Here is a 23,836-nt window from a genome sequence, read left to right as displayed (position 1 = left end):
ATAAGCAAGTACAAAAACAGCCTATCCGTTTTTATGAAGAACATACGTCAATCGCGTACGACCATTATCCAATACATCTTCTCTTTCTAAAATCATATTGTTTGCTTGAGAAACCTTTATAGAAGCTATATTCTCTTGGTACATACGACAAACAGCTTTCACCCCGCTTAACTCGTTAAACACCTTGTGAATTAAGGTAGCACATATTTCTTTCCCCAACCCTTTATTCCAATAGTTACAATCCATTATATATCCCAGTTCATATTCATTTGCAAAAGACTCATAGTTATAAATACCCGCTTCTCCTATTATAGAAGACGTAACAATATCCGTTACCACAAATAACTTTCTGTCCGATTTAGGCGAAAATCTATCCTTCACATCTTCTCTTATTATACCCCCCTTTTTAAAAGGAATAAATCTCATATTCTCTTCCTTATTATATAAGTTTTCGAAAAACACTACATCTTCAGTTGGATTAAAATCTCTCAACAATATATTTCTCATAGTTGGCATAAATCAGACTACAATATTATGATTACAGCATAATAAAGCTATAAAAACAAAAACGGCAATGTAATTATACTCCAAGAAAAAAGGCAGTCTATCTACTGATACACTGCCTTTTCGTATTTATAATAACCTAAATTTATTCATATAACCTCTTATATGCTGTGCTAATAGCGTTGCTTATATCAGAAGCAAGCAAACTGTAAGGGTGAATACTTTCAACCGCACAATCCCCTGCTAATCCGTGTAAGTAAACACCTACAATAGCCGCATCTTCCGCAGCATACCCTTGTCCTAACAACGAAGTAATAATTCCCGTTAACGTATCACCAGAACCCGCCGTTGCCATTCCCCAGTTACCTGTCGAGTTAAAGTACACCTCCTCACTTGGCGTTACCACCATCGTATGGGCACCTTTCACTACAAAAACAAGGTTGTGTTTTTTAGCCATCGTTTTCACCTTTTCAATCTTGTCAAAATCGCTGTCCCACGTTCCAATCAAACGAGAAAGCTCCTTTTCGTGGGGAGTCAAAATAGTTTGAGCCGGAACCTTATCCAAGCATTTTTGCTCACTGATAATGTTTAAGCCATCTGCGTCGATAACCATCTTAGCCTCTTTAGCCCCCTTTAAAAAGGCAACAAACCCTTTTGCTGTTTCCTTACTCGTTCCTAATCCGCAACCAACCCCTACTGCATCGTAATTTGATACATCTGGAAAGTTTACCAATTGTTTTTCATCCTCACCAACCAAACACATTACTTCAGGAATAGCTGTTTGCATTGTTGTATATCCACACCCTGGTATATAAGCAGATACCAAGCCACTTCCCGACTTCATTGCCGCTTTAGACGCCAACACCATCGCTCCAATCTTACCAAAACTTCCTCCCATTACTAAGGCGTGTCCAAAACATCCTTTGTGGTCAAACTTACTTCCTTTTTTCAGCTTACTCTTAACCCTGTCTTTATCTACAAAATAGCACATTGTTTCTGCCTTAGCAATGGCATCAGCATCCAAGTTTATGTCCACTACCTCAAACTCCTTCACATACTCCTTTGACTCAGGCAATAACAGCGATAACTTAGGCAACTGAAACGTATAAACAATATTGGCTTTGAAAACATTGGCTGTTTTTGGCGTACTCACATCAGCAAATAATCCTGACGGCATATCAATTGACACGCGGTCGTAACACTTCTCTTCATTGATATGCTTAAAAAAGTCGTTCCATTCATCTCCTAAAACCTCAGACAGCCCAATGCCAAACATCGCATCAATAACAATGTCGTCTGGCTTAATCTTAATCTTCGCTTTAGGTGTAAACTTTTCAACGGCAATATCTCTTTCTTCTAATAAATCTTGATTCTGCACACTTTCTGGCGTGTACTTTTTGGCTTGTAACAAATAAACGCGTACAAAAGCCCCTCCTTCTTTCAAAAGACGCGCAAGTGCTAATCCGTCTCCCCCATTATTCCCCTTGCCACATAGAATAACAAAAGAAGTTTGATACAACTTATAACGGTCTTTCAACTTGTCAAAAACCTTTGTTGAAGCACGCTCCATTAACTTAAAAGAAGATATATATTGACTTGCTAAAGTTTCCTTATCAATAGCAAGAACTTGTTGCGAATTTAAAATTTTCATATTGGTTAATTAATTGTTGTTTTAATAGAAACTAAAGATAGTAAATTGTCTATTGCAAAAACATGTAATAGCAAGAAACGCGAATATATTAACACAAAATAGAAACCCTTAAAAAGCATTGTCAATGTCTTTTCTAACTTTTAGTATCTTTGGGTAATCAGAATTGGTTTTCGGAATGAAATTATATATAAAAAATATGGTGTGTGAGCGATGCAAAATGGCAGTAGAAAACCTATTGCTATCCACTCAATATACCCCAATAAATGTTGAACTTGGCGAAGTGGAAATCAAAGAATATCTTTCGCCCTCGCAAATGGATAGTTTAACTGAAAAACTACAACGTTTAGGCTTTGAAATATTAGACAATCAAAAGAGTAAAACGGTTGACAAAATTAAAACCGTATTGATTGAGTTAGTACAAAATCACAATGCTTATTTAGAAACTCCCTTATCAGTTTATATCACAGATAAGATTGGACAAGATTACCAAAGTTTAAGCCAGTTGTTCTCTCAATTAGAATCAACAACCATAGAGCAATACTTCATCTGCTTAAAGATTGAGAAGGTAAAAGAACTCTTGGTTTACAACGAACTGACATTAAAAGAAATCACTTTCTTATTGCATTATAGCAGTGTAGCCCATCTGAGCAAACAGTTTAAAAAAGTAACTGGGCTAACTCCTACTCACTTTAAAACTACGGGGTCACAAAGGCGAAAAGTGATTGATAAATTATAGTATACTATTTACTTTTAAGAAAGACTTTATCTCTACCCCCTGTATGCACCCATCTAAAATATTCTAATTTCACATTGAGGAATTTAGCAGAAGCACTTGTCTTTCTATTTTAAACGCAATTAATTATTCCTAAATAATATGTTTCGAAAGTCCTTAAAACGGGATTAGAGAAGTAGTATGAACATAGTTAAACCAATGAGTTTGGTTAGTAATAACTATTTGAGTTGGGTATATTTAAACTATAGATTCTATATAACTAACCAACTAAGTCATCTTCCTTTTTAATAGCTGAGTATAAGTTAAATAGCACTCTTATTACAGACTCCTTTGATACTTGTACCACATTAGTACCACATTAGTACCACACACCTTCGGTAAAAAGGGCTTTTTTCCAAGCTTATGTGGTACTTGTGTGGTAGATGTCTCGAACATGGTCCGTCTAAAACTGCACTTTACTCTGTTCTTTATTGCAAGCATTACATTTTAAATCTTCGCACATTTTGTTTTTCATTCAAAAGAAATGTTCATACTTCGTCCCCTCTATTATGTCTGTTCCTTTATCACAGTTCAGTATAACACACAAAAAAAGCCCGCAATATTCCTTGCAGGCTCTCTTCTAATTATCACAAAAAATCTATTATTCTATTGTTTTTTAAAGCGAGGTAATTTGTTTTCAACCTATACGGCAAACAAAACCCTAACTTTTACTCAGTGCAACTTACAGTCGCTCTTCTAAGTTCTTTTTAACGTGGTTAAACCACTCTTCTCTTAAAATACTAAGTACTACCGTATCTCTGCGCGAACCATCGTTAATGATAATCTCTTTGCGCAACACGCCTTCTTAGACTGCTCCTAAGCGTTTCATTGCACCAATACTTCTTTCATTTCTGGCATCAGCGCGAAATTCTACGCGTTCCATCTCCATACATTCAAAAGCGTATTTCAACAGTAAATACTTACAGTGCACATTAATACCAGAGCCTTGTGTTTGCTTGCTATACCACGTATAACCGATTAGCAAACTCTTTTGTTTGTGATTAATACCGTAAAAACGAGTAGAACCAACGTATTTCTCTTTTTCTAAATCAAACACAATAAACGGAAGTGAGGTACCTTTATCCCTTTCATCTAACGCGTATTGGATGTAATCTTTAATCCCTTGTTCGCCAACCAACGGGGTGTGCGCATACTTCCAAATATCCGTTTCATTAACGGCATACTCGAGTAAGTCTTCCCAATTGTATTGCTCCAACGGTTTTAAAAGAACACGTTCGTCTGTTAATACAATATTTTTCATCAAAGTCTTATTTTTTCACCTTCGATATCTCTTTCACTAACACATAGCGAAATGATGAGGCATCAGCCGGTGGATTAGGTACTTCTTCTCTTCTAACCTCAACTTTGTATTCAAAACCTTCTTGATAGTCTAATCCTTCAATTCCTTGATACATCAATTCCCATTCTGCATCTTCTCCTTGTTTAACTAACAAACACTTCATCGGACCTACTCCTACACAATCTTCTTTTTGAGGAGCAATATACAATGTCATAATATCTTCTAATTCATCTGTAACGTCAATCGAATCAGTAGCTACTTGTTCTACTTCCGCAACCTCTTTTACAGGCTCTATTGCTTTTTCTCCCTTACAAGAAGTAAGTGTTCCTAAGGCAATTGCAACTAACAGAATTACTTTTCTCATACTTTATTTAGTTATACTTATGGGGTAAAAGTATGAATTATATCTAAAAATCAAATCTTTTGTGCAGATAAATAAAAAAGAGCTCCCTAAATAAAATAGGAAGCTCTTGGCATATTGTTTAAGCTGTTTCTATCAACGATTCTTGTAATTCTGGCTTTTCTTTCACGAAATCGTCAACCCATAAGGCTAATTGATCTGCCTCATAAGGCAACATATTAGCCATTATTTTTTCTAATTCCTTATAAAAAAGCTGAGGGTCAATGCTCACGTTTTGTAAAACCACTTTCGCGTACTCTAACATTTCTCCTGTTTTCATAGTAAAAATATCTCATTAACATTTCTTACACAAATATAATAATGATAAATCATATCTACCAATAACATACTCATTAATGTTAAAAAATCATATTACACTACCATTTACTCACAAAACAACCACAATAACACATTCTAAAGCCTTTTAATTCAGTAATCTTACTTAAAAGCAACCAGCATTTCTCTTTTTCCTGGTGGTCCTGGCACTTTTTCTGTTCTAAAACCTACTTCTTTCATCGCTCGTTTGATTGGTCCTCTACACGCATAGGTAACTAATACGCCTCCTTCTTCTAACGCGTCATATACCTTTTGAAAAATAGCGACAGACCATAAGTCGGGTTGAAATTGATAACCAAATACGTCAAAATACACCAAGTCAAAATAACCGGCTTCTAACTGCATATCTTCAAACTTGCTGTGCATTTTATATAATGAGAATTCGTCTGAAATGCGATTCAACACATTCCACTCGCCGTAGTGCATCTTTTGAAAATTAGCCTCGTCTTCTGCCTGCGAATACAGAGCAGTGAAGCTAAGGGCTTTCATTTCTTCTTCCGTAACCGGATAAGCCTCTACACTGTGGTACTCAACTGTTTTACTCGCATTTCTGGCTTCTACTAAGGTTAAAAAAGCATTTAACCCCGTACCAAACCCCATTTCTAAAATGCGTAAACTCGGTTTTTCTATTCTGTCAAATCCATTGTTGATATATACGTGTTTAGCCTCTTGGATAGCACCGTGTATTGAGTGATACGTTTCTCCCCAATCTTCTATTTTGATTGAGGTTGACCCATCGGATGTTGTGATTACATTTCTTTTCACTGAATCTTTAATTTTTTTATTCTCGGTATTGGGCCACCACATTTCTTTTGGTGACACGTTAAACACGAATTGATAATCGCGTTGTACTCTTCTATTTTATTGCCTTTCTTACTTTCGTAAAATGCTTTCTCATACGCTAAAAACTCCTTTGCTTGTGTCTCAAAAAACATATCGCGATCAGTCGGGTCAGTCATCTTTGCCTCCATAATCTTTAAATGACTTTCTGGAAACTCGCCAAACTCCGCTTCTCCTGCCTCTAACTTTGTTTTAACAACTAAAGCATTAGCATACATTTCTTCCATCAACTGAGCCATCGGACTCATCGTGTACATTTTAAAAGACGTGTTTTCTGTTGTCTTTTCTTCTGTAACAGCTTCTTGTATCGCTTGCTTATTTTGACAGGCAAACAAAATTAGTGCTGTACACACAAGTAAACTAATGCGTTTTAATATCAACATCTTACTGTGCTTTATCAATTGCAATTCCGTCTGCAACGAAACTATACGTTACTTTAGGATCTACAATAGCGGCAATTTCCTCTTCTGACTTACCAGCGTCTTTTGCGTAGTGCTTCAGTTCATCAACAGAAATCACAGATACAAACGCCTTTCCGTCAACAATCACTTCGTGACCAGCCGCATTCATTGGAGCAAAAAATCCGTAATCTGTAAAGCGAACAAAACTGTTTTTATCTCCTGGTAGTTCAACACTCATCCAACATCCCTTTTTCTGACATACCTCAACAATACTGGACTGAAATTTCACTTGAAGTGTATCTCCTGCCTGCATTGTTTTAAACTTTTCAAGCATCTCGTCTTTTGACAAAACATCTGTAAGGACAATACTATCTCCAAAATACTCATATTTAGTAGTATCAAACGTTTGTTCCGCCATAGGAACAGTTTTTTCATTTTTACATCCCGTAAAAATCAAGGTTAACAAACCTAAACAAGCAACAACTTTACGCATAGGAATCTATATTTATTATAATAGTGTAAAATTAAGTCAAAAAAATACACCAAAAACAAATCGTTTAGATAAACAAAATTCATTGATTATGATAATTTCAGTAATTAATTTTGATTAAACAATAATTATCACCACATTTTAGATAAAGTTCAACAACAAACTATTTTTGAGTCCTTTTTTTGATAATTTTGTAAAGTCTTGCTTTTTTAATACATTGCAAGCATAAGTTCAAATACACGACAATTAAAAAAACATTAATAAGAAATGAGTTCACAAACAACTAATGATTTCTCTATTCAAAAAGTAGAAAAATCTAAAATAGCTTCAATTGATTTTGAAAACGTAAAATTTGGTTCTGTTTTTACTGACCATATGTTAGTTTGTCATTATAAAGATGGTAAATGGGGACAAGTAGAAATCAAACCTTACGGACCAATGTCGTTTGAGCCTTCTATCAATGTATTCCACTACGGACAAGCGATCTTCGAAGGAATGAAAGCATACAAAGATACTGAAGACAAAGTATGGTTATTCCGTCCACAAGAAAACTGGAAACGTTTCAACAAATCTGCTGAGAGATTAGCAATGCCACACATAGACGAAGAAAGATTCGTTGGAGGATTAAAAGCTTTATTAAACTTAGATAGAGACTGGGTACAAAAAGGAGAAGGTAATTCTTTATATATCCGTCCGTTTATGGTTGGTACTCACCCTGGTGTTGTAGCTGGACCATCTACTGAGTTTATGTTCTGTATCATTTTATCTCCAGCTCGTACATACTACTCTGGAAAGGTAAAAGTTCAAATCGCTGAACACTACAGCCGTGCTGCTAACGGTGGGGTTGGTTCTACTAAATGTTCTGGTAACTACGCTGGACAATTCTACCCAACTAAATTAGCTCAAGATGCTGGATACCAACAAGTAATCTGGACTGATGATGCTACTCACACTAAATTAGAAGAAGCTGGAACAATGAACGTATTCTTCAGAATTGGAGATACTTTAATCACTGCTCCTACAAGTGAGCGTATCTTAGACGGTGTAACTCGTAAGAGTTTAATCGAAATCGCTAAGAGCAAAGGAATTAACGTAGAGGTTAGATCTATCGTTGTTCAAGATTTACTTGACGCACACGCTAAAGGTGAATTAAAAGAAATCTTCGGTGCTGGTACTGCAGTAACTGTTGGACAAATTGAAGGATTTGCTTACCAAGAGAAATACTACGAATTACCTGTAGTTACTGATGAAGATTCTTATGCTATTCAATTGAAAAAAGCACTTCAAGGTATTCAACAAAAACACATTGAAGATACTTTTGGATGGACTCAAAGCATCTAATTACATCTTTTTAAAGATATATTTACAAAACGGCAGAATTCCTGCCGTTTTTTTTGTACCTCATATCAAGGTTTTGCCTATTTTTGCTAAAAAATAATTATGTTCACACCAGGTCAATTACAATTTGCTCTTTTTTTTATAATTACGTTTACCATTGTATTGATTATAATGTATAGAAAGGATTTGAAACTACACCGTATCTATTATAAAAATAGACTATGGGTGCTTCTTGCATTCCTTGCTTTTATTGGTTCTCTTTTCATTCTGAAAAACCTTTTAAAATAAGTTATTCACTGTACTGAAGCGTTATGAAAATTCTTAAATATTTCTTCTTATTATTTGCATTGGGACTTGTTTCCCTTTTTGTATTTATTCTTACACAGAATCCTGAATACAAAGTAGAACGCAACTTTACTGTAGATGCTCCTAAACAAGTAGTTTATGAGTACATTAGTAATTTAGATAACTGGACTGACTGGATGAAATCAGAAAAAGTTGGGAATGGTATCTATGATATTGAGTTAGAAAAATTAGGAAAATATACTATTCGTCCTGAATATACACACCCTTATGATAGCTTGTCTCAAGATATCTTACACGATGCTACTATTTCAAATATTAAGTGGAAACTTGATAGAAAACAAGGGAAAACAAATGTGTCTTTTTCTTTTTCAGGTTCGTTAGATTTGAAAACTAAAATCATCACTTTCTTTTCAGGAACGCCTAATCAAGTGGCTACAAATAGTATTGATAAAAACATCAACGCTTTTATTGTGTATTTTATCAAACAATACAAAGATTACACTGTAACGATTGGAGATGTTCAAAAGAGTACACCTACTAATTATGTGTATGTGGAACATTTGTCGTCTTTAGGGTCGTTAAATGACGATTTGGTAGCTATTAATAAAGAGCTTGAGCAATTCTGTAAAGACAATAAACTTACTAAGACAGGTGATCCTTTTTTACTGCTAAGTGAAGAAAAGTCAAGAGAAACAATTAATTACAAATTTGCTATTCCGATTAAAGAAAACATCTTCTTAAATGAGGAAGAACGTTTTAAAATGGCAAGTATTGAGTCTTGTGATTACTTTGAATCAACTTTAACAGGATACTATACTTTCTTGCCAGAGGCGGTTCAACAAACAAGAACGGCTATTGCTAATCAAGAAATGCAAATTCAACCAGACGAACCGTTTGTTTTGGTATTGAGAAATTCTGTTATTGATTCTCGATTAGCTTCTGAATGGAAAACAGTGATTAAAATTGCAATCATTAAAAAAGAAGTTCCTGTTGTGCCGACTTATCACTATGGTACGTCGTACTCTGGTGGTACAAAGCGTGATAGCATTACAACGGCTATTACTCCAGCTACTACTACAACAGTAACTCACCCTATAAATACAACGCCAGTGGTTCCGGTTACTCCACCTACGGAGGAATAAAAACTACAACTGCTTTGAAGTAATAAAAAAAGGGTATCAATGTGAATTGATACCCTTTTTACGTGTAAATATTTATTGTAATTCAGGATTACTTGCCAACAGCGCCTTAGCCTTTACTAAGTCCTCTGGTGTGTCTATCCCTACTCCAATATGTGTTGTAATTGCCATTTTAATGCGTTTACCATATTCTAAGTAACGCAACTGCTCTAACTTTTCTGACGCTTCTAAAAACTTCATTGGTAACGTAGTAAACTCTAACAAAGCAGCTTTTCTAAAAGCATAAACTCCTATGTGTTGGTAATACTGTACGCTCACTTCTTTATCACGTGGATAAGGAATAACCGATCTTGAGAAGTATAAAGCGGTATTTGTATCGTCAACCACTACTTTTACATTATTAGGATTTTCAATAACCTCCCACTCGTTAATCGGAGTCATTAAAGATGCTAAATCAACTTGCTTTGCGTGGTCTGCCTCAAAGATTTCAATCAAACGTTTTAGATTTTCCTTGCTTACAAAAGGCTCATCTCCTTGTACATTAATAACAATGTCAGCCTCCATATTTTCCACCGCTTCAGCTATGCGATCACTCCCACTTTCGTGTGATTTGATACTCATAACTGCTTTTCCACCGTGGGCTACAATATCGTTGTAAATTAAGTCCGAATCCGTTACTACAAATACATCGCTAAAAAGTCCGGTTGCTACAGTAGCATCATAAGTTCTACGAATTATCGTTTTCCCTCCTAAATCTTCCATTAACTTACCAGGAAAACGCGTTGAAGCATAACGCGCTGGTATTACTGCTATAACTTTCATCTGTGTCTAAAATTAAGTACTCAAAGATAGTAATTTCATTACAACCAACGGAAAAAGGATAACCACATTTCGCAAGAGTAATACGCACTACTAAGTGTGCATCTCCCTTGTTTTTGTACTGCTACCATACTTTAACAGTTAATGACAAGTCAAAAGTGATAATTACATCTCATCAAGCAATCCTTGGCATAATTATAGCATAGATTTCTCCCTAAGATGCTAATGCTGTTTCCTTCTGAATTCTCGCTAATTTCACTGTGTTGGTGTTGGAGATGAAAGAAGGTTAAACAGCATAAATAAGAGGGTTTCTATTTGATTTTGAATAAAGAAAGACAGTGAATAACAAACAGAGAGTATAAACTATAAAAAAGGCGATTACGCTATGTGCTGTAATCGCCTTTTTCTATTATTCTTGTTCAAAACTATCGTCGTTAAAGCCGATTAAGTACAGCTTATCTTTTGCCCTTGTCATAGCAGTGTACAACCATTTCACGTAATCCTGTGTGATTCCTTCTGGCAGATACGGCTGTTCTATAAACACCGTTTCCCATTGTCCACCTTGTGATTTATGACACGTAATTGCATAAGAGAACTTAACTTGCAAAGCATTGAAATACTCGTTTTCCTTAACCTTTTGCACCTTTCTGTACTTGGTAATCTCATCTTCATAATCCAACAGCACTTCTTGATACAAGCGATTTGTCTGTTCATACGACAAAGCCGCAGACTCACTGGTTAATGTCTCCAAGAAGATAATCGTGTCAAACGGAAGCATATTCGGGTAGTCAATCATTCTAACGCGTACAGAAGCAAATCGGAAACCGTACAACTCGACTACTTTGTAGATCTGAAGTACCTCAATAATATCACCATTAGCAATAAAATCGGTAACTATTGAGTCTTTCAACCAAAAGTAGTTGTTCTTGACAACCATTAGTAAGTCTCCTGCAGATATTTCACTCTCCTTGTCCAAAATACGCGCACGTATCTGTTGGTTATAAGCATTTGCCCTTTTGTTAGAACGCACAATAAAAGCTGTTTCCTCTGGTCCACTGTTAGAATAAGCCGAGTGAATAGCGTCTTGAATGTCGTAACCATCTGTTAGGCGAACGATGTCTTTAAACCCTTGCAATTGAAACTGAAACGCATCAAAAAAGTAAGAGTCTAACGCCATTCTCAACTCCGTTGCATTGTATAAAATACCGGAGTTTTCTTCTTGACGCATTACCTCGTCTAATTCGATGTGTTGTACATCCATATTGTATTGAAAACCCAACTGGTCTATGTCCAAAGCCGGACTAATAGTCATATTAACCGGAGGTAACTGTGCAGTATCTCCAATCAAAATAAGCTTACAATTAAATCCTGAATACACGTAGTAAATCAAGTCGTCTAACAACGAGCCGTGTGGGTACATACTTGTATCTCCAGCACCGCCATCGCCAATCATAGACGCCTCATCTACAATAAAAATAGTGTTTCTATTCTTATTGGCACGCATTGTATATTGTACCCCTCCCCCAGTTTTACTGGCTTTTGGGTAATAAATATTCTTGTGAATAGTAAAGGCAGGTCGGTTAGAATAGTTGCTGATTACCTTTGCCGCACGCCCCGTAGGAGCTAACATTACGGAAAACTTATGAATACTCTTTAATTCGTTTACTACGGTAGACAACAACGTCGTTTTACCCGTACCCGCGTATCCTTTAAGTACAAACAACTCATCTTGCTTATCATTTGTAACGAAATTCGCTATCTTTTGCAAAAAGATGTCTTGCTTAACCGTTAGTTCAAAAGGGAATTTATTGCGCAGTAATTTATAAAACTGAGGTCCAATCATTATAAAACAGAATCAAATTTATATTATTCTTCAAAGATACTAAGCTTTTTAGGGCTTAACTATAAGATTGCCATAAAATTGTTTAATTTTGCTACTCACATTTCAATTTTATTTTTAAACTTACGATGTCAGAGAATTATCATAAACTACAAATACAGGTGTCTTTAAACAAATTTACGTTTGTGGTAAAAGATATGTTAGCTCATGAGATAACACACTTTGCATCTGAGGCTATCTCTCAGTTGAAACCTATGGAGGAGCAATTAGATAAAATCTTTGCCAAGTATCCTGAGTTGTTAGAAAAATATGCTGAAATAACTGTTTTACACGATAATACCTTGAATACATTTGTGCCACAAGCTTTCTTTAAAGAGGAGGCAATGGGAACGTATTTACAGTATAACACCAAGGTATTTTCTACTGACTTCTTTGCCTTTGATGAGATGACAGAACCGCAGATGAACAATGTTTATGTGCCTTATGTAAACATCAACAACTACTTGCTTGACAAGTTTGGTTCGTTTACATACCAGAACATCAATACACAGTTGACAGAAATTCTTTTAAAAAAATCACAACAGTCTAAAGAGATACAAGCTTACGCTTTTTTACAAAAAGACCACTTTGAAATTATCATTGTACAAGAGGGCAAACTCGTGTTGTTCAACTCTTTTCAATATCAAACGGCACAAGACTTTATCTACTTTGTATTGTTTGTATACGAGCAGTTATCACTTGACCCAGAGGTTACGCCTTTGTTCTTAATGGGCCGCGTGGACCAAGATGATATCTTTTATCAACAAGCTTATAAATATGTTAGACACGTAAGTCTAATTGAAGATAAGTTTTTCATTAGCGATGATTTATTATTACATCATCAAGTACCAAAACAACATTACATTTTATTCCATTCATGAGAATTATATCAGGAAAACTAAAAGGAAGACGCATTAGCCCTCCAAGAAACTTGCCAGTTCGCCCTACAACGGATATGAGCAAGGAATCCCTATTCAACATTTTGAATAACCACTTTAACTTTGGTGAATTAGTCATTCTTGATTTGTTTGCAGGAACAGGTAACATCAGTTACGAATTTGCATCAAGAGGCGCTGAATCAGTAGTTAGTGTTGACGGTGATTTTGGGTGTGTTAACTTTATTAAAAAGACCGCTAAAGAATTTGAATTAAACATTACACCTTTAAAATCAGATATCTTTAAGTTCTTAGAAAGACATAAAGCTTCTTATGATATTGTATTTGCCGATCCTCCGTATGACTTTACGCAAGAGCAATTTGAGAAAATCGTTACTGACGTTTTTGCCAATGACCTTTTAGACCTACAAGGTATGTTGGTTGTAGAGCACTCTAAGTTTACACCGTTAAACCATTTGCCTTATTTCTCTTTTGAAAAGAATTATGGTGGTTCTGTGTTTACTTTCTTTGAATACGAAACAGTGGAAGAAGACGAGGACGAAGATGATTTAGACTAATCACCTCTCCCCTATAAACAAAAAAAGGAATATTTGAGTATTATCAAATATTCCTTTTTTTGTTTACTGTATGACTGACATACAAATAAAAAAGAGCAAACCTATAAGCCGGATCCTGTATGTGTTCGAAAACACACCCTTATCATTTATCTCGGCTATCAATTACTCGATAGCTCTATCTGCCTACCCCTAAAGCATCGGGCGGGAACCCTCAAACGCTAAATATACATGACATTTCACCGCATAGAGTTTACCTGGTTTCACTACAGCATTACCTGTACATACTTTCTGTTGCACTTGTCCTCATGGCAAGCCACGGATGGGTGTTACCCATTATGCATCCCTATGGTGTCCAGACTTTCCTCTATTTCCATAAATGGAAGTAGCGATAAGGCGGTTTGCTCGCGACAAAAGTAGTCTATTTATGCAAACCTGAAAAATATATTTTTACTTAATCTGTGAATACTTTTAACCTTATATTATTATCAACGTCTAACTATAACTGCATTAGTAACTAAACTATTTTGTGTACTTTTGTGAACACACATTTTAAGAACATTATTAAGGTGAATTTCACAAGAATTACAGAACAGTCTTCTAATTACAACGATTTGGATAAAATGTCGGTACACGAGATTTTAGGCAATATGAATAAAGAAGACCAAAGCGTTCCTAAAGCAGTTGAGCGTGCTATTCCTCAAATAGAACCTGCCGTAGATGAAATAGTCAACAAACTTAGCAATGGGGGTAGATTATTCTACATCGGAGCGGGTACATCGGGTAGATTAGGTATTTTAGATGCGTCTGAATGTCCTCCTACGTATGGAGTCTCTCCTGATTTGGTAATCGGAATTATTGCAGGGGGTGATTATGCTATCCGCCACGCAGTTGAAAATGCAGAAGATAATCCCCTTCAAGGATGGGTGGATTTACAACAACACGCTATTACCTCAAAAGATGTTGTGGTTGGTATTGCGGCTTCTGGTACTACTCCTTATGTTATCAAAGCGTTAGAACAATGTCAGCTAAACAATATTACTACTTGTTGTATTACCTGTAATCCCAATAGTCCATTAGCACACGTTTCTAACTTCCCTATTGAAGTAGTTGTAGGTCCTGAATTCGTTACCGGTAGCTCGCGAATGAAAGCAGGTACAGCTCAAAAATTGGTCTTAAATATGCTCTCTACTGCTACTATGATTAAGCTGGGCAGAGTAAAAGGTAATAAGATGGTGGATATGAAAATGACCAATAGCAAACTGATTGAAAGAGGAATTCAAATGATAATAGCTGAGCTAAATGTAGAGTATGACGTAGCTAAGGCATTATTAGACGAGTTTAAAAATGTGCGTGCAGCAGTTGAACACTTTAAGAATAATAGATAATGGAACAAGAACATAAAACAGACCGTAAACTACTTGTAAAAGGAGTTAAGTACTTAATGATAACCTTGCCTTTGATGTTTTTAGGCCCGCTTGTAATCAACAGTGCTTTCAAAAACCAAGCTCACCCTTTTTACTACGTGGTGTTAGGGTTAGGATGTTTAATTTGCATTACATCTATGCTCCTTTTTTTCAAAGGATTACAAACAATTATAAAATCACTTTTTTCTAAATAAACATGAAAACAAAATTATTATACTTTTTACCATTTTTATTTATTTTTACATCTTGCTATAAACAAGAAAGAAATTGTGCTAATTTCAGAACTGGTAAATTCGAATTCGTTGCAGAAATAAACGGAGAAAAGAAAGTTTCTACTTTTATTAGAACCGACAGTTTGGAGATTGAAACATTTGAAGGTAAAACAGATACAGCTACGATTAGATGGGTAAACGATTGTGAGTTCATTCTACAAAAGATAAACCCTAAAACAATGGCTGATAAAAAAGCTGTGAGTATGAAAATCGTTACAACGGATGGAAATACTGCTGTTTTTGAATATGGTTATACAACAGATGCCAGAAGAGAAAGAGGTACGATTAGAAAAACAGCTGACTTATAAATTATAGCGACCTACTTTTATGGAAGTACTATTTACAGCAGACGCTATTGTTGCGTTTATTACATTAACCTTTTTAGAGATAGTCTTGGGGATAGACAACGTAATCTTTATTTCTATCGTAACTGGTAAGTTGCCAGAAGACCAAAGAAAGAGGGCTACTAAAATCGGTCTTTTCCTTGCTATGTTTATGCGTATTGGTTTGTTACTTGGGGTAACGTGGTTAATCGCAATGAAAAAACCGTTGTTCAGTATTAACTGGAGTTGGTTTACAGCCGACTTTAATGGACAGGCGTTAATTCTTTTGGGAGGGGGTATTTTCTTGATTTACAAATCGACAAAAGAGATACACGAAAAAGTATCACACGTACACAACCAAGAACCCATTGACGAAAAACCAGATGCTAAGAAAATAGCAGTTAAATCGTTTGGTAACATTATTATGCAAATCTTGATGATTGACATTATCTTCTCTATCGACAGTATTTTAACTGCGGTGGGTATGACAAATGGTATTGAAGGAGCTTTGTATATTATGATTGCTGCAGTAGTTGTTTCTGTTGCCATTATGATGTTGTTTGCTATTCCGGTTGGAAACTTTGTAAACAATAACCCGTCTATTCAAATATTAGCATTGTCTTTCTTAATCTTAATCGGATTTATGCTTACAACGGAAAGTATGCATATTTCTCACGCTGTATTAGCAGGACAAGAGATAGGTGCTGTTCCTAAAGGATACTTATACTTTGCTATTGCGTTCTCTCTTATTGTTGAATTCATCAATATGAAACTGCGCAAAAGAGCAGGTAAATAACATAAAAAGAGGCTTACAATAATTGAATTGTAAGCCTCTTTTCTTTTATATCAATTGCGTTATTTAGCCTAACGCTACGGTGATGTATATTATACTAACGTATCTCTGTCAATTATTACTCGTGTTATGTTATTGATAACTACACTGCAAACTTGTCTGTAACCATTACAACGCCTTGTTGTTTTTACTTTCAATATAGCGCTCCGTTACAAAGTCGATATCTTTAATAGACTTTCTTGCCCAATCAATTCTCTTTTCTATCAATTGTGCCTCAGTCAACTTCCAATCAATAGCTGAATTGCGAAGACGCGTTGTTAGATTTTGAATTATGATAGCCGCCGATACAGAGATATTTAAACTCTCCGTAAACCCAACCATTGGAATTTTAATATAAGCATCTGCTTGCTCAATAATCTCAGGAGATAGACCACTCTTTTCAGTACCAAAGAAAATAGCTGATGGTTTACTAATATCAAAATCTTCTAAGTGATTTGCCTCTACGTGAGGAGTAGTCGCTACAATCTGGTATCCTCTGCTACGGATGTCATCAATACTTCCTTGTATAGAGTTATAACGATGAATATCAACCCACTTCTCAGCGCCTAACGCAATCTCTTTATCTATTCGCTTTCCAAACTTTTGTTCAATCACACATAAGTCTTGAACTCCAAATACCTCACAGCTTCTCATTACAGCACTTGTATTGTGCAACTGATATACATCTTCTGCTACAACAGTAATGTGCTTCGTACGATTTTGAAGAACTTCTTTAAAGCGTTCAACCCTATTCTCAGTTAAAAAACTTTCTAAATACTCTAAATAATCAACATCTTGAAATAGCTTTTCTGAAATATTCATTTTATATTTATTTTTAAGACAATTGCAAAGGTAACAATATTATGGAAAAAAGCTTAGTAGTCTTATCTGGTGCTGGTATAAGTGCTGAAAGTGGTATTAAGACATTTAGAGACGCAGACGGATTGTGGGAAGGCCACGATGTTATGGAAGTCGCTTCTCCTATGGGATGGGAACAAAACAAAGCGCTTGTCTTGCAGTTTTACAACGACAGACGAAAGCAATTATTAACGTGTGAACCAAATCAGGCTCATAAAGACATCACCGCATTACAAGAGTATTTTAATGTACAGGTAATCACACAAAATGTTGATGATTTACACGAAAGAGCTGGTAACGCTAATGTACTACACTTACACGGGGAACTCTTTAAAGTGAGAAGCGAGGTTGACGAATCACTTGTTTACGAGTGGAAAGACGACTTACACGCTAATTCTACAAATAAAGAAGGACACCCTCTAAGACCACATATTGTATGGTTTGGAGAAATGGTACCTGAATTGAACAACGCATTACCTATCGTTGAAAAGGCAGACATCATTCTTATCATTGGAACATCGCTTCAAGTGTACCCTGCAGCCTCGTTGATTGAATACGCAAAACACGATGCTATAATTTACTATATAGACCCTAATCCTGCTGCAATTTACAACAACCAACAGATTATAACCGTACAAGATAAAGCAACAACAGGTTTACGTAGCATTATGACAGCGCTAATTGACCTTAAATAAAAGTAGCTTTTCCTCTATTTTTTAGTAACTTTCAAAACCATTAAACTTTAAAAGATGAAAAAATTAGTATTCTTCCTATTAACGGCAGTAGCTGTTACAGGATGTTCAAGTGACGACAATGCTTCACAACCCACAAAAATAGAAGGTCCAGAAATTAACACTGTAGATTTTAGTGGCGTTAAAGTCGGAGATGAAGTAGCCTTAACAGGTAAAGGCTTTAGAGATTTTGATGAAAAAGACTACAAAATCCTTTTCGTAGAAAGATTACCACAACAAACAAAAAGTATTTCAAGCACAGAAAATACAACAAGAGCTCTCCCTCCTACTGAATCTGATAGGGATGTAGTAGCACAGATATTAGCTGTAAAAGATGATAAAATTATCTTTCTTGTACCCAATACAGCGGGGAATGGAGATGTAAAATTTGTTTATAAACAAACGAAAAAAACTTTTGGTTATTTCACAAGATAACAAAACAGAAAGCCCCTCACAAATGTAAGGGGCTTTTATATTAATAAAATAACCTATATTATTATTATTTTTCTTCAACGAATTGAACAATTACCTGATAGGTTCCTGCGGGTAATGTAGTATATAAAATTCCACTACCTAAAGAGAACTTAATTTTATCTGCAGTAACTTCAATATCAGTAATTCCTGTTTTTTCAACTTGATTTGCAGAATTAATCAAAACGATATCAATCACTTCAATTTTCTTACCTTGATGACTTACTGGAATAGAAACCCCACTTGTTTCAGCATCTAAGGCGGTAACCGTAGTTACTCCTTTATAAGTTAAAATTAGTTTACCATCAAACTTATTACCTGTACTTTCAACAATAGTTGTGATATCGTAACCTAAACTCTCGCGAATTTCTCTAACGAATTCCTTGTCATTTTTAAAGATTTCTCTAATAGTTTTACCTAAATTGATAACTACTTTCTCACCTTTATTATTGATTACATAAAGTACATCACTTGTCTTACTATCTCCATCGTGATCACCATAATATACGTTTCCACCTTTTGTTAGGTGTGTTGTAATATTATCATTAATGATAGTCTGTAACGATTCGTTATTAGTAATACTCGTGATAACATCAGCTGTCATATCTATATAATACGGAACTCGTTTTCCGTTCGCATCTCTTTCCTCACCTAGATATTCGTAGAAAATATGACCTTTTTTTAGCTTCGATTCATCCCAAGTTATCACTTTAGATAGTGCTGGCTTATCTCCATCTTTTAAAACCTCTCCTCTATTAAAATAAGTTTTAGTTTCAAGTTCATAGAAATTAATAGTCTCTTGACCACCATTACCATCTCCAATCTTAACAATCCAAGTATCTCCCTCTTTTTCGATAGTTATACCACCTTTGATTGTCTTGAAAATTTTAGTAATCTCTTCTTTATTTTGATTAAAAATCTCTTGAAAGTTATTACTAACTACACCAATAACGTCAATCTCTTGTCCCTTCTCATTTGGAATATTCTCAGCTGTATTACTTTTTACTTTTAACCATTCTCCTAAAGCCTGTTCATTAAAATAAACATACTTTACAATTTTAGATTTAGTATCACCAGCTTTTTCATAAATAGGTCTGATAAAAGTTTTACTCTCTTCTTTTCTGATAGCAGGGCCTAAATCAATCTCTTCAGATTGAATAACATTGCCTTTATCATCTGTAACAAGTGTATAGAAAACTTCTTTCGTGAAATCATATAATACTACTGAAATTCCTTTTCCTTTTTCAGAAGCCTCTTGGGTAATAATCTTTATAATCTCAATGATTTTATCATCTGATTGCGCATTATTCTCTTCTAGGATTCGTTCTAATTCAGATCGGTCTATAACCTTCGTCCATTTAGTACCTGTCCAATAGTAAAACCCTTGAGATGATGTTGGAGTATTCTTATCTAAAGCAGGGTTTGTATTATAAACAAGTAAACTTGCTACATCTTCGCCTGGATTACTAATAACAGGAGCAAGAACATTTAAATCCCTAAGTGCAACTCTCGGAATTAAAATACCTCTTTCTCCTGAATGAATATCCAACATTGCCGAAGTTGCAGGTTTTTTTGTACCAATCCCTACTTGGGCGTGTCCTAAAAAGGATACACCAAGTAAGGCTGCACATATTAAAAAATATCTTCTCATAGCATTTATTTTAGTTGATGTAAAGTCTTAATTACTTCACAACATATTCGTAAATAACCTCATAAGTACCCCCAAAGATAGGCGCATACATATTACCTACTCCAAAATAGAATTCAAAACTTTTACCATCAACTCCTGCTGTAGCATCTGTAGCTGAATCAACTACCACACTACCATTAACATCTAACACAGAAACACGAAGTAATCTACCAAATACCTCGTTTGTTGGTTCAAGAGTAACTTTACCATCAGCACCATAAACTTGTTTCATTGGCTTAACGCTAATAGCAGCATCAGATGTTGAATCATACTTTTTAGGATCTTTTCCTGCTACAGTGATTGTAGAAATCCCTTTGTAAACTTTTTTACCATTAATTGTTTCTCCTGTAGGTATATCTCCATCTTTTTCAACAACTTTAACCTCTGTAATCTCTTTTATCTTCTCGATAACTGTTGGATTATTAGTGATTACGTTAAGAACGTTTTCTGAAATGTCAATTACTTTCTTATCTCCATTAGAATCAATGTAATACAATACATTTTCTGTATCTCCTGTATTTATTGGACCATAATAAACATTACTTCCATCTGTAATAAAATTGTTAATTGTATTAAAGATTTCATTTTTCAATTCTTCATTATTCTGGATACTTGTAACTATATCAGCAGTCATATTGATATAATAAGGAATTGGATTCCCTTTATCATCTTTCTCCTCACCAAAGTACTCATACAAGATTTCTCCTTTTTTAGCGTCTGTTGCATCATTTTTGTAATCTACAACTGATAGATCTTTACCATCATAGGATCTTTTCCCTACCTTAGTTTTTGTCTCTAAAGTATTAATATCAACTAGTTGAGTATCTCCATTTTCGTCAATATAATTAAGCACCCATTTATCTCCCTCTTTCTTTACGATAACATTCCCAGGAGTATTAACAACGATCTCTTCAATAATTTTTTTATTCTCAGTAGTATTAAAAATATCACCAAAGTTAGTAGTAACAGCACCAATTACATCAATCTTAGTTCCTTCACTATCTTTAAGTCCTTTTGTAGCATCATTTATATCTACACCATCATTCGCTTTCTTCCATTCACGCACTACCGACTCAGAAAAATAAACATAGTAATCAACTACCTCTACCTCTACATCTTTATCATTTTTCACTTTCTTTTTAACTTCTCTAATGAAAGTTTCTGTTTCACTTTGTCCAACTAAATCAGCAAAAGTAATCCCTACCTTTTTATAAGTAATATTACCATCTGTATCCTTCTCTGGAATCAAATAAGACATATCTCCTAAAGAAGAACCGTCGCTTACAGGTGTAAATGCCATTAAATAACTTAAATCTGTAGAACTAGCTCCTTCAATCTTAGTTAGATTATCGATTTTAGTATTGAATTCATTAGTTACGTTTTCAATCTTTTGATTCAATACAGACTCAGAAGTAATTAATTCCCATCTTGGAGTATCAATATTTGTCCAATAATAGAAACCTACAGGAATATTAGTTACCGCTGTTTTATTATAAATCAACATCCCTTCATCCTTAGTATCACTAGCTAAACCAAACTTTGTTAAATCTCCTAGATTGATACGCGGAATAAGCACCCCTTTATTGTCAGCAGCTACATCCAATACAGCAGCAGCAGAAGGTTTTTTAGTACCAATACCAACACCTGGTTTATCTTGTGCAAAAGCTCCAACACTTAATGTTAGAACTAATAAAGTAATTATATTTTTTTTCATATTATTTTATTTTTAGTATTTATGAAGTTGTAACAAACACTATAAGTTTAAACTTATAGTGTTTGTTTATTTTAGCTTATAATTAAGGAGTTACTGGTTTTTTAGTTCCAACATATTCTAAAACAATATCATAATCACCAACAGGTAAAGTAGAGAACATATTTCCAACTCCAAATTTGAACGTTAATGCAGCTCCAGTACCTGAAACACTTGTTACTGTAGACATCACAACACTTTTATCTTTTGCAAGAATCTGTACGCTTAATAATCTCTTGAATCCATTTTCTAGTTTTATTGCTTCAGACAACTCACTATTATAACCATATGTTTTACCATCCGCATTAGCTACTTTCACAGCTTGCAACCTTCTGAATACTGGATCACCATTGATAAAATCACCTGTTTCAACTTCTTTTCCTTCAACAACTTTAACCTCTGTAATCTCTTTTATCTTCTCGATAACTGTTGGATTATTAGTGATTACGTTAAGAACGTTTTCTGAAATGTCAATTACTTTCTTATCTCCATTAGAATCAATGTAATACAATACATTTTCTGTATCTCCTGTATTTATTGGACCATAATAAACATTACTTCCATCTGTAATAAAATTGTTAATTGTATTAAAGATTTCATTTTTCAATTCTTCATTATTCTGGATACTTGTAACTATATCAGCAGTCATATTGATATAATAAGGAATTGGATTCCCTTTATCATCTTTCTCCTCACCAAAGTACTCATACAAGATTTCTCCTTTTTTAGCGTCTGTTGCATCATTTTTGTAATCTACAACTGATAGATCTTTACCATCATAGGATCTTTTCCCTACCTTAGTTTTTGTCTCTAAAGTATTAATATCAACTAGTTGAGTATCTCCATTTTCGTCAATATAATTAAGCACCCATTTATCTCCCTCTTTCTTTACGATAACATTCCCAGGAGTATTAACAACGATCTCTTCAATAATTTTTTTATTCTCAGTAGTATTAAAAATATCACCAAAGTTAGTAGTAACAGCACCAATTACATCAATCTTAGTTCCTTCACTATCTTTAAGTCCTTTTGTAGCATCATTTATATCTACACCATCATTCGCTTTCTTCCATTCACGCACTACCGACTCAGAAAAATAAACATAGTAATCAACTACCTCTACCTCTACATCTTTATCATTTTTCACTTTCTTTTTAACTTCTCTAATGAAAGTTTCTGTTTCACTTTGTCCAACTAAATCAGCAAAAGTAATCCCTACCTTTTTATAAGTAATATTACCATCTGTATCCTTCTCTGGAATCAAATAAGACATATCTCCTAAAGAAGAACCGTCGCTTACAGGTGTAAATGCCATTAAATAACTTAAATCTGTAGAACTAGCTCCTTCAATCTTAGTTAGATTATCGATTTTAGTATTGAATTCATTAGTTACGTTTTCAATCTTTTGATTCAATACAGACTCAGAAGTAATTAATTCCCATCTTGGAGTACCTACATTAGTCCAATAGTAAAAACCTACAGGAATAGCTTTCGATGGATCAGTTGCACTAACTGCAGTTTTATTATAAACTAACATCCCTTCGTCATTAGCGCCTCCTTCTAATTGAAACACATTAAGATCTCCCAATTCAATTCGTGGAATAAGCACCCCTTTATTAGCAGCTACTATATCTAACATAGCTGCTTGCGATGGCAATGATTGTCCGATACCAATACCTGGTCCATCTTTAGGAGTAACCTCTTGTCCGTAAGACACAGCCCCTATTGCCAATAAAAACAGAGTAGTAATTTTCTTTTTCATCTTTTCTTTTTTAAATGTTTGTATTCGTTAAAAAATTAGTCAGATAACAACAAGTCCGACAGAAATAACTCTCTTAATAAAATCACAATACGCGA

At 34.8% G+C, this 23,836-nt stretch carries 25 protein-coding genes and 1 other RNA gene; 11 read left to right on the top strand and 15 right to left on the bottom strand.

Annotated elements, in window-relative coordinates; genetic code table 11:
- Positions 1–21 precede the first annotated feature (21 nt).
- Positions 22–507 carry a GNAT family N-acetyltransferase gene (locus tag BLT46_RS04570; RefSeq protein WP_176770723.1) on the bottom strand — a complete coding sequence of 162 codons (486 nt, stop codon included), beginning with the start codon at positions 505–507 and terminating at the stop codon, positions 22–24.
- 142 nt (positions 508–649) lie between these two features.
- Positions 650–2,155 (bottom strand): NAD(P)H-hydrate dehydratase, encoded by a 1,506-nt coding sequence (locus tag BLT46_RS04565; RefSeq protein ID WP_090406911.1) that lies wholly within the window; start codon positions 2,153–2,155, stop codon positions 650–652.
- Between the two features lie 175 nt (positions 2,156–2,330).
- On the opposite strand from BLT46_RS04565, the gene BLT46_RS04560 reads away from it, so the two are divergent.
- Entirely contained in the window at positions 2,331–2,891 is a 561-nt protein-coding gene (locus BLT46_RS04560; RefSeq protein WP_090406908.1) for a helix-turn-helix domain-containing protein, read from the top strand.
- 841 nt (positions 2,892–3,732) lie between these two features.
- Here BLT46_RS04560 and BLT46_RS04555 read toward each other — a convergent pair.
- The 6 genes from BLT46_RS04555 to BLT46_RS04530 form a co-directional block, all read right to left on the bottom strand.
- Positions 3,733–4,188 (bottom strand): GNAT family N-acetyltransferase, encoded by a 456-nt coding sequence (locus BLT46_RS04555; protein WP_245722943.1) that lies wholly within the window; start codon positions 4,186–4,188, stop codon positions 3,733–3,735.
- Positions 4,189–4,195: 7 nt separating this feature from the next.
- Positions 4,196–4,591, bottom strand: coding sequence for a DUF4377 domain-containing protein (locus BLT46_RS04550; RefSeq protein WP_090406905.1), 396 nt, complete (start codon positions 4,589–4,591; stop codon positions 4,196–4,198).
- Between the two features lie 118 nt (positions 4,592–4,709).
- A complete protein-coding gene (locus BLT46_RS04545; protein ID WP_090406902.1) occupies positions 4,710–4,907 on the bottom strand; it encodes a hypothetical protein in 198 nt (65 codons plus the stop codon).
- A gap of 158 nt (positions 4,908–5,065) precedes the next feature.
- Positions 5,066–5,728: a tRNA (5-methylaminomethyl-2-thiouridine)(34)-methyltransferase MnmC2 gene (gene mnmD, locus BLT46_RS04540; protein WP_090407091.1), complete on the bottom strand. Its 663-nt coding sequence runs from the start codon at positions 5,726–5,728 to the stop codon at positions 5,066–5,068.
- Complete coding sequence (locus tag BLT46_RS04535; RefSeq protein WP_090406899.1) at positions 5,725–6,186, bottom strand: hypothetical protein; 462 nt, start codon at positions 6,184–6,186, stop codon at positions 5,725–5,727. Before BLT46_RS04535 ends, mnmD begins: the two co-directional genes overlap by 4 nt.
- 1 nt (position 6,187) lies before the next feature.
- Positions 6,188–6,697, bottom strand: a complete 510-nt coding sequence (locus BLT46_RS04530; protein WP_090406897.1) for a DUF4920 domain-containing protein — start codon at positions 6,695–6,697, stop codon at positions 6,188–6,190.
- 264 nt (positions 6,698–6,961) lie between these two features.
- On the opposite strand from BLT46_RS04530, the gene BLT46_RS04525 reads away from it, so the two are divergent.
- Positions 6,962–8,035, top strand: a complete 1,074-nt coding sequence (locus BLT46_RS04525; protein WP_090406894.1) for a branched-chain amino acid aminotransferase — start codon at positions 6,962–6,964, stop codon at positions 8,033–8,035.
- Positions 8,036–8,343: 308 nt separating this feature from the next.
- A complete protein-coding gene (locus BLT46_RS04515) occupies positions 8,344–9,480 on the top strand; it encodes an SRPBCC family protein (RefSeq protein WP_090406888.1) in 1,137 nt (378 codons plus the stop codon).
- A 72-nt stretch (positions 9,481–9,552) separates the two neighbouring features.
- Here BLT46_RS04515 and kdsB read toward each other — a convergent pair whose 3' ends face one another.
- Together kdsB and BLT46_RS04505 are read right to left on the bottom strand one after the other, a co-directional pair.
- A complete protein-coding gene (gene kdsB, locus BLT46_RS04510; RefSeq protein ID WP_090406885.1) occupies positions 9,553–10,299 on the bottom strand; it encodes a 3-deoxy-manno-octulosonate cytidylyltransferase in 747 nt (248 codons plus the stop codon).
- Positions 10,300–10,705: 406 nt separating this feature from the next.
- Complete coding sequence (locus tag BLT46_RS04505) at positions 10,706–12,139, bottom strand: ATP-dependent DNA helicase (RefSeq protein ID WP_090406882.1); 1,434 nt, start codon at positions 12,137–12,139, stop codon at positions 10,706–10,708.
- Between the two features lie 125 nt (positions 12,140–12,264).
- Between BLT46_RS04505 and BLT46_RS04500 the strand changes: the two genes are divergently transcribed.
- Positions 12,265–13,056, top strand: a complete 792-nt coding sequence (locus BLT46_RS04500) for a DUF3822 family protein (RefSeq protein ID WP_090406879.1) — start codon at positions 12,265–12,267, stop codon at positions 13,054–13,056.
- A complete protein-coding gene (locus BLT46_RS04495) occupies positions 13,053–13,628 on the top strand; it encodes an RsmD family RNA methyltransferase (protein ID WP_090406876.1) in 576 nt (191 codons plus the stop codon). Before BLT46_RS04500 ends, BLT46_RS04495 begins: the two co-directional genes overlap by 4 nt.
- 88 nt (positions 13,629–13,716) lie before the next feature.
- On the opposite strand, the gene rnpB is transcribed toward BLT46_RS04495, so the two are convergent.
- Positions 13,717–14,033, bottom strand: an RNA gene (gene rnpB / locus BLT46_RS04490) — RNase P RNA component class A.
- A gap of 161 nt (positions 14,034–14,194) precedes the next feature.
- On the opposite strand from rnpB, the gene murQ reads away from it, so the two are divergent.
- The 4 genes from murQ to BLT46_RS04470 are packed head-to-tail and all read left to right on the top strand — an operon-like array spanning position 14,195 to position 16,443.
- Positions 14,195–15,013: an N-acetylmuramic acid 6-phosphate etherase gene (murQ, locus tag BLT46_RS04485; protein WP_090406874.1), complete on the top strand. Its 819-nt coding sequence runs from the start codon at positions 14,195–14,197 to the stop codon at positions 15,011–15,013.
- Positions 15,013–15,246, top strand: coding sequence for a DUF6095 family protein (locus tag BLT46_RS04480; protein ID WP_090406871.1), 234 nt, complete (start codon positions 15,013–15,015; stop codon positions 15,244–15,246). Before murQ ends, BLT46_RS04480 begins: the two co-directional genes overlap by 1 nt.
- A 2-nt stretch (positions 15,247–15,248) precedes the next feature.
- A complete protein-coding gene (locus tag BLT46_RS04475; protein ID WP_090406868.1) occupies positions 15,249–15,632 on the top strand; it encodes a DNA topoisomerase IV in 384 nt (127 codons plus the stop codon).
- Positions 15,633–15,651: 19 nt separating this feature from the next.
- The gene (locus tag BLT46_RS04470; RefSeq protein WP_090406864.1) at positions 15,652–16,443 is read left to right on the top strand and encodes a TerC family protein; all 792 of its coding nucleotides are present in this window, start codon (positions 15,652–15,654) and stop codon (positions 16,441–16,443) included.
- 165 nt (positions 16,444–16,608) lie between these two features.
- On the opposite strand, the gene BLT46_RS04465 is transcribed toward BLT46_RS04470, so the two are convergent.
- Complete coding sequence (locus BLT46_RS04465; protein WP_090406861.1) at positions 16,609–17,301, bottom strand: TrmH family RNA methyltransferase; 693 nt, start codon at positions 17,299–17,301, stop codon at positions 16,609–16,611.
- Positions 17,302–17,342: 41 nt separating this feature from the next.
- On the opposite strand from BLT46_RS04465, the gene BLT46_RS04460 reads away from it, so the two are divergent.
- A complete protein-coding gene (locus BLT46_RS04460; RefSeq protein ID WP_090406858.1) occupies positions 17,343–18,032 on the top strand; it encodes an SIR2 family NAD-dependent protein deacylase in 690 nt (229 codons plus the stop codon).
- A gap of 54 nt (positions 18,033–18,086) precedes the next feature.
- Positions 18,087–18,503: a membrane lipoprotein lipid attachment site-containing protein gene (locus BLT46_RS04455; protein ID WP_090406855.1), complete on the top strand. Its 417-nt coding sequence runs from the start codon at positions 18,087–18,089 to the stop codon at positions 18,501–18,503.
- A gap of 64 nt (positions 18,504–18,567) precedes the next feature.
- On the opposite strand, the gene BLT46_RS04450 is transcribed toward BLT46_RS04455, so the two are convergent.
- The 3 genes from BLT46_RS04450 to BLT46_RS04440 form a co-directional block, all read right to left on the bottom strand.
- Positions 18,568–20,190 carry a hypothetical protein gene (locus tag BLT46_RS04450; protein WP_090406851.1) on the bottom strand — a complete coding sequence of 541 codons (1,623 nt, stop codon included), beginning with the start codon at positions 20,188–20,190 and terminating at the stop codon, positions 18,568–18,570.
- Between the two features lie 31 nt (positions 20,191–20,221).
- Positions 20,222–21,943 (bottom strand): hypothetical protein, encoded by a 1,722-nt coding sequence (locus tag BLT46_RS04445; RefSeq protein WP_090406848.1) that lies wholly within the window; start codon positions 21,941–21,943, stop codon positions 20,222–20,224.
- Between the two features lie 82 nt (positions 21,944–22,025).
- The gene (locus BLT46_RS04440) at positions 22,026–23,741 is read right to left on the bottom strand and encodes a hypothetical protein (RefSeq protein ID WP_090406845.1); all 1,716 of its coding nucleotides are present in this window, start codon (positions 23,739–23,741) and stop codon (positions 22,026–22,028) included.
- Positions 23,742–23,836 lie beyond the last annotated feature (95 nt).

Origin of the sequence: Myroides phaeus, assembly GCF_900099675.1 — a bacterium.
GTDB classification, from domain to species: Bacteria; Bacteroidota; Bacteroidia; order Flavobacteriales; family Flavobacteriaceae; genus Flavobacterium; species Flavobacterium phaeum.
The sequence above is the reverse complement of the archived record's forward strand: the minus strand, read 5'-3'. Positions and strand labels throughout refer to the sequence as shown.